The organism is Bartonella sp. PS17NMGDW (assembly GCF_042193555.1).
Taxonomy (GTDB): Bacteria; Pseudomonadota; Alphaproteobacteria; order Rhizobiales; family Rhizobiaceae; genus Bartonella; species Bartonella grahamii.
In genome coordinates this window covers 211,206-223,949 of record NZ_JBHILY010000001.1, presented here as the reverse complement: position 1 = coordinate 223,949, position 12,744 = coordinate 211,206, and the positions used below count along the sequence as shown (strand labels likewise).

General features: G+C 38.1%; 6 protein-coding genes. 5 read left to right on the top strand and 1 reads right to left on the bottom strand.

Annotation, left to right across the window (positions count from 1 at the left end; genetic code table 11):
* The first annotated feature begins 53 nt into the window (after positions 1-53).
* Positions 54-2,681, top strand: coding sequence for an aminopeptidase N (pepN, locus tag ACFIJK_RS00865; RefSeq protein WP_375625821.1), 2,628 nt, complete (start codon positions 54-56; stop codon positions 2,679-2,681).
* Between the two features lie 286 nt (positions 2,682-2,967).
* Positions 2,968-5,289 carry an ATP-binding protein gene (locus ACFIJK_RS00860; RefSeq protein WP_375625819.1) on the top strand — a complete coding sequence of 774 codons (2,322 nt, stop codon included), beginning with the start codon at positions 2,968-2,970 and terminating at the stop codon, positions 5,287-5,289.
* Here the strand turns inward: ACFIJK_RS00860 and ACFIJK_RS00855 are convergent.
* Complete coding sequence (locus ACFIJK_RS00855; RefSeq protein ID WP_375625817.1) at positions 5,286-5,810, bottom strand: methylated-DNA--[protein]-cysteine S-methyltransferase; 525 nt, start codon at positions 5,808-5,810, stop codon at positions 5,286-5,288. The two genes, ACFIJK_RS00860 and ACFIJK_RS00855, sit on opposite strands and share 4 nt — an antisense overlap.
* Before the next feature lie 825 nt (positions 5,811-6,635).
* On the opposite strand from ACFIJK_RS00855, the gene carB reads away from it, so the two are divergent.
* The 3 genes from carB to ACFIJK_RS00840 all read left to right on the top strand — a co-directional run bounded on the left by carB (position 6,636) and on the right by ACFIJK_RS00840 (position 12,102).
* A complete protein-coding gene (carB, locus tag ACFIJK_RS00850; protein WP_375625815.1) occupies positions 6,636-10,121 on the top strand; it encodes a carbamoyl-phosphate synthase large subunit in 3,486 nt (1,161 codons plus the stop codon).
* Positions 10,122-10,367: 246 nt separating this feature from the next.
* Positions 10,368-10,577, top strand: a complete 210-nt coding sequence (locus ACFIJK_RS00845) for a cold-shock protein (protein WP_012754908.1) — start codon at positions 10,368-10,370, stop codon at positions 10,575-10,577.
* A 322-nt stretch (positions 10,578-10,899) separates the two neighbouring features.
* A complete protein-coding gene (locus ACFIJK_RS00840; protein WP_375625813.1) occupies positions 10,900-12,102 on the top strand; it encodes a pyridoxal phosphate-dependent aminotransferase in 1,203 nt (400 codons plus the stop codon).
* Positions 12,103-12,744: the final 642 nt, after the last annotated feature.

Here is a 12,744-nt window from a genome sequence, read left to right as displayed (position 1 = left end):
GACTCTAAAATTAAAAACCTTCTTTAACTCTTAAAATATGAATGGGAAAAACTATGGAACAGCCAACAACACCTATTTATCGTTTGGAAGACTACCAGCCAACCCCTTACGTTATTCCTAAAACACAACTTTCCTTCCAATTGGCACCAACAAAAACCTATGTTACAGCCATATTGTCTATTGAGTCCCGTCACAATACAAAAGAATTAACACCTCTTGTTCTTTCTGGTGATGATCTTACTTTAATTTCCGTTTCTATTAATGATGAGACATTAGCCCCAAACACTTATAAAGTGACGCCTTCACGTTTAGAAATTACAACGCCACCAGCAGCTCCTTTTACATTGAAATTGGTTACGGAACTGAATCCTGAAAGCAACCGCCAACTTATGGGCCTTTATCTTTCAAATGGTGTTTATTGCACACAATGCGAATCGGAAGGTTTTCGTCGTATTACTTATTTTTACGACCGCCCAGATGTTCTTTCTACCTATAGAGTGAAAATTGAGGCATATTCCCAAACAATCCCAATCTTGCTTTCAAATGGTAATCTGGTGGAAACAGGAACTTTAGAGAATAATCGCCATTTTGCCATTTGGGAAGATCCTTATCCCAAACCATCCTATCTCTTTGCTTTAGTAGGTGGAGATCTTGATAAGTTAGAAGATCATTTTACAACTGTATCTGGACGACGTATCGAGCTTGGTATCTATGTGGAAAAAGGAAAAACCAAACGCGCAACCTATGCAATGGATGCTCTTAAACGTTCCATGCGTTGGGATGAACAATGTTTTGGGCGCGAATATGATCTTGATATTTTCAATATTGTTGCAGTGTCCGACTTTAACATGGGAGCAATGGAAAACAAGGGACTTAACGTTTTTAATGATAAATATGTTCTGGCAGATCCTGAAACAGCAACCGATCAGGATTATAGAAATGTTGAACGTGTCATTGCACATGAATATTTCCATAATTGGAGCGGTAATCGTATTACCTGTCGCGATTGGTTTCAACTCTGTTTAAAAGAAGGATTCACTGTTTATCGTGATCAGGAATTTTCATCAGATCAAAATGTACGCAGCCTACAACGAATTGAAAATGTAAAAGCATTAAAAGCGACGCAATTTGCAGAAGATGCAGGACCTCTTGCGCATCCTGTACGTCCTCGTCAATATAGCCAAATTAATAATTTTTACACCACAACTGTTTATGAAAAAGGTGCCGAAGTTGTTCGCATGATACGGACTATTTTAGGACCCTCTCTATTTCGTAAAGGTACTGATCTTTATTTTCAACGTCATGATGGACAAGCTTGTACAATTGAAGATTTTATCGCCTGTTTTGCTGAAGTATCTGGTCAAGACTTTTCCCAATTCATGTTGTGGTATGAACAAGCTGGAACACCAAATGTAGAAATCGATAGTCATTATAGCGATGGTGTTTTAACAATTCATGCAAAGCAACATATTCCGGCAACCCCACAACAAAATACAAAAAAGCCCATGCTTATCCCTATATTATTTGGCTTGTTAGGACCTAATGGAGAAAACCTCACCTATGAAGCGGATACAGATATTCAATCAAACGTTATGCTTTTATCCAAGGAAAACCAAACGTTTACATTAAAGGGTCTGCGTGAAAAACCTGTTTTATCACTGCTTAGAGACTTCTCTGCACCAATCAATCTACAAACTCCATTCAATGAAAGCGAACTTATTTTTCTTGCACAACATGATGACAATCACATCAATCGCTGGCAATCTCTTAATCATTTAATGACGCAAGCTTTGATTCAAAGCATTCAAGATGAAACAAAAGCAAAAGAGGGTATGCCCTCTGCTTTGATAAAATTGATTGAAGCTATCGTTACAGATGAAAGTCTTGAACCTGAGTTTCGTGCATTTTGTTTAAGTTTACCGAGCGAAGTTGAACTTGCCCACACACTTGGTAAAAATATTGATCCAGAGCGTATTCATCATGTGCGCAATCAGTTTTTAGCTTCGCTCGCGCATACACATCAAGGGCTCTTCACAAAATTTTATGGGCAAATGCAAACTAAAGAGCCCTATTCACCAAACACTGTACAAGCTGGAAAGCGAGCATTAAAGAATATAATACTGGATTATCTTTCCATTACTGAGGCCAATCCAAATCGTGCTGCCACACAATATGCAACAGCTGATAATATGACTGACCGTATGGCTAGTATCGCTGTTCTCGTGAAGCGTTTTAATGAAAGTGAGCAGGCGCAAAATGCCTTAAATGATTTTGAAAACCGCTATCACCATGATCCTTTGGTCATGGATAAATGGTTCTCCATTCAAGCAATGGTTGCAGGGGCATCAACGCTCGAGAATGTTCAAAAGCTCATGCAACACCCGCTCTTTTCAAAAGATAATCCCAATCGTGTGCGTTCCCTAATCGGTGTCTTTGCCTCTAACAATCTCACGGGCTTTAACAGGATGGATGGAGCGTCTTATCATTTTCTTTGCCAAATTATTTTGGAAATTGACAAAAAAAATCCACAGCTCGCTTCACGATTATTAACAACGATGCGCTCTTGGCGACAATTAGAACCCATTCGACAACAAAAACTTGAAACTGAATTAAAAATGATTGCTGCTGCACCAAAGTTATCAAGTGATGTCGCTGATATCATCAACCGTCTGCTCACTTGAAACGAAAAAATTATTTTAAATCAATATTCTATAATATTTTTTAAATAAATTCTACAGACTATTCGATCATCATTAAATCTATAAACAGGCAATCTAAGCCTGTTTATAGATCATGTTTAAAGTGCCTTTTCCTTTTCATATTCCAAATTCATAGAAGTAAAATTATTTTTTTTAAAAAAAAGACTGGACAGAAGACTCCTGTTTTGATTCATTGCACTCGATGGGGTTACTATGAATATCGAAGCAGTTTTTAAATCACATTATTCCATAATTAAAGGAACTGGAAATGGCTAAATTGGACGCATATCATGCGCCAACGGAGGTGTATGCTGATTCAAAATCGAGCGCTCCAAGTCATAAAGCGCAGAAAAAACGTATTCATCTGCTTTCTGGCTCTGCCTATCAAAAGCTTCTCTTTATTGAGCCTTGGTTGCGTCGCTCACTTCCATTTGTCATTGTAGCATTTCTTATTGTACTTGCATCAATTCGTTTTGTATCACTCTATGATTGGCGTAACACGATTGATAAAAACACGCGTTCTACCATCACTCTCTTAGCTTCTCATATTACCAATACAATTAATCATGACTTACTGGCTGTTTCTCAGAAAGGAAAAGTCTCTACCCTTTCTCATAGTCATTTACAAAATATCCTCACCACTTTTCGTAATCAAGAGCTTATTAATCCTAGCACTCTGATCGCCATTATTGATCAAAAGGGAAATGTCTTAGCTTCATCTAGTTCAGAGATTGCTTTAGGTAAACCTTTGCAAGATTTTATCTCTGACAGCATTGCTTTACAATCTCTTGGTCAGCACATTGGAATTATGAAAATCACAATAGGAAAAGATGCCCCTGCTCTTGCTTCATTTCACCAAACAGAAAATGGGCAATATGGCGTATTCATTAGCGAAAAGATGCAAGATAGCGCCATGGAATGGCGGAAAATTCTCTCGTTAAATATAACTCTGTTCATTGGAACTAGTGGCGTTATCCTCGCTCTTCTTTATGCTTATTACAACCAAATTGTACGAGCACGCAAAACGGATCTTGTTTCAGAAAAAATTCAAAACCGTATTGATATGGCAATGATGCGTGGACGCTGTGGACTATGGGATTGGAATATGGCAAGTGGACGCGTCTACTGGTCACGAGCAATGTACGAAATGCTCGGCTATATCCCTCAGGATGCATTGCTCTCAATTTCCCAAATTAGCGCCATTATCAATCCAAATGATGCGAATTTTTTTGATCTTGCTCAGGAATTAATGAGTGGTAAAAAAAAGCATATCGATATTAACGTTCCCATGCGTCATGCCGATGGCCATTATGTCTGGATGCGTATTCGTGCTGAAGTTACTGAAGAAGAAGAACCCCATTTGGTTGGTATTTCCTTCGATATTAGTGAACAGCAACAATTGGCTGAACAAACAGCGCAAGCCGACCTTCGTATCCGTGATGCAATTGAAAACATTTCAGAATCTTTCGTCTTGTGGGATGCTGAAGGACGTTTAGTCATGTCCAACAGCAAATTTTGCGAATATGCCGCTATTCCTAAACAAATTCTACAATCAGGTATCCAACGTGCAACCGTCGAAGCCATGGCACGCCCTGCACTCAGTGAATATCCCCTTAAAGATGATGGTACTGGTAACTTAACCAGTATTCGCCAAACGGCAGATGGTTGTTGGCTCAAAATTAACGAACGGCGAACCCAAGACGGAGGATTGGTTTGTATTGGTACTGACATTTCTGAGCTTAAACAACAACAGGAAAAATTTGAAGACAGTGAAAGGCGTCTTTTTTCTTTCATTCAAGAACTCAAACGTGCTCGAGGAAGTGCTCAACAACGTGCCTCAGAAGTTGAAAAACTTAATAAAAGTCTCAAGGCAGAAAAAGAGCGTGCTGAAAGTGCTAACAAAGCTAAATCAGAGTTTTTGGCTAATATGTCCCATGAATTGCGCACTCCACTTAACGCTATTCTAGGCTTTTCAGATATCATGTTACAATCGACTTTTGGCCCTCTTGGTTCACAACGCTATAAGGAATATATGCATGATATTTACAATTCAGGAACCCATCTTCTAACCCTTATCAATGACATCCTTGATATGTCAAAAATTGAAGCTGGAAGATTTACGCTTGATTGTAAAAATACCGATCTTGAGCCCATCATTAGTGAAGCAGTACGGACATTAACGCCTCAAGCTCAAGAAAAAAATATTGTTGTTACAACAAACATTACGCCAGAACTTCATGCTGAAGTTGATGGTCGTGCTATGAAACAGATTTTCCTTAATCTCATCTCTAATGCCGTTAAATTTACGCCTTCTGGCGGAAATATTGATGTTTGCGCTTTCAAGAAAAAAAACAGCCTTATTTTTAAAATTACAGATACAGGTGTTGGTATTCCCCAATCAGCAATTAAAAAACTTGGGCAACCTTTTGAACAAGTTGAAAATCAGCTTACTAAATCTCACACGGGCTCAGGTCTTGGCTTAGCCATTTCACGCTCCTTGCTAGAACTCCACAAAGGAAAACTTGAAATTACCTCAAAAGAAATGAAAGGGACAACTGTAACGATTATAATGCCCATCACACAAAATTAAATTCCTCCATTTTGTTCTCGTTGTAGCAAAATCTGTTTCCGTTTGGATCCCCAACGATACCCTGAAATAAAACCATTTTTACGCACAACACGATGACAAGGAATGATAACAGCCAATTCGTTACGTGCACACGCATTAGCAACGGCACGAAAAGCGTTCGGTATACCAATACGGCACGCTAAGACTTCATATGAAATTGTTTCACCACATGGTATATCACATAATACTGCCCATACTTGTCGTTGAAAAACTGTACCATTTATATCTAAGGGAAAATTATATTTTTTGACCAACTTAGGTGTTTCTATCATGGCTATAATATGGGCAACTTCTCTCTTAAATGTATTGTCACCTACAACTTGTTGTGCATCACCAAAGCGTATCGTAAACCCCTGTAATAATTGCTCTATAGTGTCTCCTAACGCTATATAACAAATCCCTTTTTGAGACCTAGCCACCAAAAGCTTTCCTATTGATACATCTTTCAAACAGAATATTCTCGTTTGGGAAATGTTCAGCATTTTAGCCTTCTTTATATTTTTAAATATTTTAAAAAGTTTTGAACATCATCCATAAAGTAAAGAGAGAGTATTCACTATCTTTTAACAACAAACAAAATCATTCTGAAATTATCTCCTTAGCCATTGTATTAAAATACACTCTCGCCCTTTTATGAAATGGAAACATACATCGATTGACTTCCTTCCTACCCTAAAACGGAAACTTCAACCAGAAAAGATCTATCAACAATCTTGCTTTTTATCTAACAGATTCCAACTGAGACCATTTCATATGGTTTATTTCACAAGCTCTCTACAAACAAATCCTGCCCTGAATTCTATCATATACTCTAACAAAAAACACCTTAATGTGGTAAATTTTCATACCTTATATTAGAGCTCTAAACGGTAGTATTTTACGGATTAACAAGATAAACTTCCCATTTCATTTTACGAAATCTCATCGAACCATAAATAATAGCTTATGTTTTACAAGCAACAGAAAAAGCGCGCGTCCTCTTTAGGCAAACAACGTCATAAAACACAAAATATGCCGGCAATGGATTGGAAAGATGTTCCGGCTTTTTATTCTCCACAGTATGCTTAAATATTCTAATTTGTTGGAGCACTATTATTATTTTTTATCAAAGATCATACTTTTGATATACTGACGAGATGACTCAGCTCAAAAAAGAAATTTATCTTTAATTTTATGAAAAAAAGCATGGAAAAGGTATTTTAGTGCTTACTTTCTTTGTCACTTAACTTATAAAATGACTGTAGCCTCAGAACTGAAATATTTTACCCGCAACAATCGCGCACAGATATTTGTCATAGGAAAAAGCCATGCCCAAACGCACAGATATAAAATCTATTCTTATCATCGGAGCAGGACCTATTATCATTGGTCAGGCATGTGAATTTGATTATTCAGGCACTCAAGCCTGTAAAGCATTAAAAGAAGAAGGTTATCGAATTATTTTGGTAAACTCTAATCCTGCCACGATCATGACAGATCCAGATCTAGCTGATGCAACTTATATAGAGCCCATTACTCCTGAAATAGTTGCCAAAATTATTGCCCACGAACGTCCCGATGCCCTTTTGCCCACTATGGGAGGACAAACAGCTCTCAACACTGCTTTATCATTAAAGCGTATGGGTATTTTAGACCGCTATCATGTTGAAATGATAGGGGCCAATGCTGATGCTATTGATAAAGCTGAAGATCGTGCTTTATTCCGCCAAGCGATGGCAAAAATCGGTTTGGAAACGCCACGCTCTATGTTAGCCAATGCAACAGAACTAAAAGAAGAAAATCGCCGACAGCACGCAAAAACGCGTGCTGAACTTAAAGCAAAACTTTCTGGTGCTGCACTTGACAAAGCACTCGAAGAACTTGAGCGCAACTGGCGACATACCGAAACTGATCGCAAACAACATTATATCGCCCATGCAACAGCAAAAGCAGTTCAAGCTCTTGATGTTATTGGACTTCCAGCTATTATTCGTCCTTCATTTACCCTTGGTGGAACCGGTGGTGGAATCGCTTACAATCGTTCTGAATTTTATGAAATTATCGAACGCGGTCTTGAAGCTTCGCCTACAACAGAAGTTTTAATTGAAGAAAGTGTTTTAGGGTGGAAAGAATATGAGATGGAAGTTGTTCGTGATAAGAACGACAACTGTATCATTGTTTGTTCTATTGAAAACATTGATCCAATGGGGATTCATACCGGTGATTCGATCACTGTAGCACCTGCTCTCACCTTAACCGATAAAGAATATCAATGTATGCGTAATGCTTCCATTGCTGTTTTGCGCGAAATTGGTGTTGAAACGGGGGGATCCAATGTACAGTTTGCTGTCAATCCTGAAAATGGGCGCCTCATTGTTATTGAAATGAATCCGCGTGTTTCTCGCTCTTCAGCGCTTGCCTCAAAAGCAACGGGGTTTCCCATTGCCAAAGTAGCGGCCAAACTGGCTGTTGGTTATACTCTTGATGAATTAAAAAATGATATCACGGGTGGTGCAACACCAGCATCATTTGAACCTTCTATTGACTATATTGTAACAAAAATTCCTCGTTTTGCTTTCGAAAAATTTCCCGGTTCATCACCTGTCCTCACAACTGCGATGAAATCTGTAGGAGAAGTCATGGCAATTGGACGCACTTTTCAAGAATCGTTACAAAAAGCACTCCGTGGACTTGAAACAGGACTTACGGGTCTTGATGAAATTGTTATTCCAGAGCATGCTGAAGGTGATGAAAAAAGTTCTATACGCTCCGCCATTGCAATACCAAGCCCTGATCGTCTACGCTACATTGCTCAAGCCATGCGCACAGGCTTACCCTTAAATGAGATTCACCAAATTAGCAAAATTGATCCATGGTTTTTAGAACAAATAGCCTCCATCATTGAAATGGAGCAGCGTATCCGCGTTCATGGATTACCCCAAGACTCAGATAACTTACGTATGTTAAAAGCTATGGGATTTTCAGATGCGCGATTAGCCTCCCTTACTGGAAAAGAACCCGATTATATCGCAGCTTTACGCAAATCACTGAATGTTAAACACGTCTTCAAACGGATTGACACTTGTGCCGCTGAATTTTCTTCTCCTACAGCCTATATGTATTCAACATATGAAGTTCCCTTTGCAGGTGTAGAGCACTCGGAAGCACACGTTTCTGAACGCAAAAAAATTGCTATTTTAGGCGGTGGACCAAACCGCATTGGGCAAGGTATTGAATTTGATTACTGTTGCTGCCACGCTGCTTTTGCACTGCGTGATGCAGGCTTTGAAGCGATTATGATTAACTGTAATCCTGAAACAGTTTCAACCGACTATGATACCTCTGATCGTCTTTACTTTGAATCTTTAACAACAGAAGATGTTATCGCTATTTTAGAAGCAGAACAGGAAAAAGGAGATTTGGTTGGAGTCATCGTTCAATTTGGCGGACAAACACCCTTGAAATTGGCAAGCGCTCTAGAAAAACACAACATTCCTATCTTGGGTACTTCACCTGACGCTATCGACTTAGCAGAAGATAGAGATCGCTTTCAAAAACTATTATTTAAACTTAACTTAACACAACCTCAAAATGGTATTGCTCACTCCATCGAACAAGCACGCCTCATTGCCCACGAACTAGGCTTTCCATTGGTTGTACGTCCCTCTTATGTTTTAGGAGGACGTGCTATGCAAATTATCCGTGATGAACGTAGCTTACAAAATTATTTACTTGAGAGTGTCCCTGAATTAATTTCAGAAGATATCAAAGTCCGTTATCCTAACGACACAACAGGACAAATCAATATATTGCTTGGTAAAAATCCGCTTCTCTTTGATACCTATTTAACAGAAGCAATTGAAGTAGACGTTGATTGTCTATGTGATGGCAAAGAAACACTGATTGTTGGTATTATGGAACACATTGAAGAAGCTGGTATCCACTCTGGTGATTCAGCATGTTCTTTACCAGTCCGTACGCTCTCAAATAAAATAGTTACTGAATTAGAGCGCCAAACCAAAGCATTAGCACAAGCACTTCATGTTCGCGGCTTAATGAATGTACAATATGCTATAAAAGGTGATACCATTTATGTCTTAGAAGTCAATCCCCGTGCTTCACGTACTGTCCCATTTGTTGCAAAAACGATTGGTCGCCCTATTGCTAAAATGGCTGCACGTATTATGGCAGGAGAAACACTTCATGATGCTCTTCAAGCTTATGGTGGATTACCTTCTTTGCAGAAAAAACAACATATTGCCGTCAAGGAAGCAGTGTTTCCTTTTGCTCGTTTTTCAGGTGTTGATACACTTCTTGGTCCAGAAATGCGTTCAACCGGTGAAGTTATGGGACTTGACTATGAATTTTCGCTTGCTTTTGCTAAAGCCCAACTTGGAGCTGGTGTAAAACTCCCTAAAGAGGGAACTTTGTTCGTTTCTGTAAGAGATGAAGATAAAAAACGCATCTTAAATCCTGTAAAACGTTTAACTGAGCTTGGCTTTTCTGTTGTCGCCACAAGTGGAACACAAAAATTTCTCACAGAACACCACGTTGAAGCAACAAAAATCAACAAAGTTCTAGAGGGACACCCCCATATTGAAGATGCTATTCGTAATCGCCAAATTCAATTGATTTTTAATACAACTAGCACTGCCAGTGCCATCTCAGACTCAAAATCATTACGTTATGCAGCACTCATGCAAAATGTTCCCTATTATACAACAATAGCTGGAGCCGAAGCCGTCGTAGAAGCGATCAAAGTACTCAAAAAAAGGCGCCTTGAAGTACGTTCACTACAAAGTTATTTCAGTTGAATTTTCTCTACTCAGCAAAATGTACACTGTTTTCTTATTTTTTCTTTATATAAAATTTGATTAAGACTTGCTTTTTGTTCTAAAGACTTTTATAGAGGTTTCATCGAATTTTCGGTTACGTGACTTTCTTTCCTGTGCGATCTGCACTTTTGACGAAACTTCTCCCACCTAATTTCGATCTACAACCGTATTGAAGGAATGAAAGCTTCAATACTCAATATAATTATATATTCTAAGGAGTTTCCTATGTCTACAGGAACAGTTAAGTGGTTTAATACAACAAAAGGTTTCGGATTTATTCAGCCTAGTGATGGTAGTGCAGATGTATTTGTACACATTTCTGCCGTCGAGCGTTCTGGTCTAAACAGTCTTAATGAAGGGCAAAAAATTTCCTATGATGTTCTTCAAGATCGTCGTTCAGGAAAATTTGCCGCTGGCAATCTTGCAGCTCTTTAAGGTTTAAGTTCTGCAATATTTTATTTAAAAATCTTCGTCTGTAACGACGAAGATTTTTTTTATTTTGTATGAAGCATCATTTTATCTTGTTAACATAAAAGGCTGCTTATCTCCTTTGCACAATTTATCAAACCTCCCTTATACTTCCTCAAAAACTTTCATAAAATCTACGAAGAGATTATCTTGTAAAAATCTCAAAAAAGATGAATATAAAGCCCGTGTAAGAGTATTTTGGAAGTTTTTTATTGCATACAATATAATCTCTTATAGAATATCCTTAAAGCAATAACCATTTGTTGATATAATATAAGGATTTAAAATTATGGCTTTTATTGCCGACAAACTGTCTCGTATCAAACCTTCTGCAACAATTGCTGCTTCCCAAAAAGCCCGTCATTTAAGAACATTAGGGCGCAACGTTATTGCTTTAAGCGCTGGAGAGCCAGACTTTGATACCCCAGACAACATCAAAAACGCGGCCATTGAAGCTATTCGAAGAGGAGAAACAAAATACCCTCCCATATCTGGAATTCCAGAATTGCGCCAAGCAATTTCTGCAAAGTTTAAAAGAGAAAATAATCTCAATTATGAACCAGAGCAAATTATTGTTGGAACCGGTGGTAAACAGATTCTCTTTAATGCATTGATGGCAACTTTAAATAAAGGGGATGAAGTCATCATTCCATCTCCTTATTGGGTAAGTTATCCAGAAATGGTCGCACTCAACGATGGTACGCCTGTCTTTTTAGAAACAAAAGCCGAATTTTCTTATAAACTCCAACCACAAGAGCTAGAAGCTGCCATTACCCCCAAAACCAAATGGTTCATCTTTAACTCTCCTTCAAATCCATCAGGTGCCGCTTATACACATAATGAATTGAAAAAACTCACAGATGTTTTAGTAAAATATCCTCATGTTTATATTCTTTCCGATGATATATATGAACATCTCACATATGAGGGTTTTACCTTTGTTACTCCAGCTCAAGTAGAACCAGCGCTTTATGAGCGTACACTTACAATGAATGGTGTTTCCAAAGCCTATGCGATGACGGGGTGGAGAATCGGCTATGCAGGCGGACCACAAGAATTAATTAAAGCTATGGATACCATTCAAGGTCAGCAAACATCTGGAACAAGTGTCATTTCACAATGGGCTGCTGTTGAAGCTCTCAATGGACCACAAGACTTTATCGCTAAAAATAAAAGTATTTTTCAAGAACGCCGTGATCTCGTTGTTTCCATGCTCAACCAAGCTCCTGGCATTCACTGTCCAACGCCCGAAGGTGCTTTTTATGTTTATCCTTCTTGCACAGGACTTATTGGAAAGAAAACACCCAACGGTCAATGTATTACGAATGATGAAGACTTTGCCATAGCGCTTCTAGAAACAGAAGCTGTTGCTGTCGTCCAAGGATCTGCTTTTGGACTTGGATCAGCTTTTCGTATTTCTTATGCAACATCAGAAGAATTACTTGAAGAAGCTTGTATACGTATACAGCGCTTTTGCAACAGTTTAATTTAAAATTTTTAATACCATCTCTTGTGATCGTTTTTTTGCCGAATGTCAGTATAGGCGAGAAAATATCGGAAACTGTATCATGACCTGAATCAATCGATTCAGTAAAAATATCCATGAATAAACACATGTAGATAAAGATCAAAAAAATCTAGCGATCAAATAAATGAATCGGTTTATTATCATGAAAGATGAAAAACCTTTTCTGCTTTCTCCATTCAATTTATAACTCTAAAAAAGATCGAGAACTTTTAAATACAATTGCCCTTATAATCAAGAGCCCTTACAATCAAATCTTTTTTATTTCTCGGCTTCTTCTTGGTCCTAAAATGAAGAAGAAGCCACCTCCCGTCGTTATGTAAACAATCCAGTTTCCTTTAAGTTCTATCTAATAACGACTTGATTTACTTCATAGGCTTTATGAACAAAACCTGCCTTAAATATTCACCTCACACTCTAATAAAAAGCACTTCATGTATAAAGTTTTAAATATTTTATATCACGTCCCTAAAAGACAGACTTTTATGCTACAACATGATAAATCTCTCTCAAACTCCTTATTGAATTGTAGTATTCTTAAAAAAATGTTGGATATCTACAAATTTCGAAATTTTTTCCTTATCATCCTCCCATATATTGCAATTTCTA

Excerpts from the sequence above, each read along its gene's own strand:
- pepN (WP_375625821.1), top strand. The coding sequence starts at position 54 with ATGGAACAGCCAACAACACCTATTTATCGTTTGGAAGACTACCAGCCA.
- ACFIJK_RS00860 (WP_375625819.1), top strand. The coding sequence starts at position 2,968 with ATGGCTAAATTGGACGCATATCATGCGCCAACGGAGGTGTATGCTGAT.
- ACFIJK_RS00855 (WP_375625817.1), bottom strand. The coding sequence starts at position 5,810 with ATGCTGAACATTTCCCAAACGAGAATATTCTGTTTGAAAGATGTATCA.
- carB (WP_375625815.1), top strand. The coding sequence starts at position 6,636 with ATGCCCAAACGCACAGATATAAAATCTATTCTTATCATCGGAGCAGGA.
- ACFIJK_RS00845 (WP_012754908.1), top strand. The coding sequence starts at position 10,368 with ATGTCTACAGGAACAGTTAAGTGGTTTAATACAACAAAAGGTTTCGGA.
- ACFIJK_RS00840 (WP_375625813.1), top strand. The coding sequence starts at position 10,900 with ATGGCTTTTATTGCCGACAAACTGTCTCGTATCAAACCTTCTGCAACA.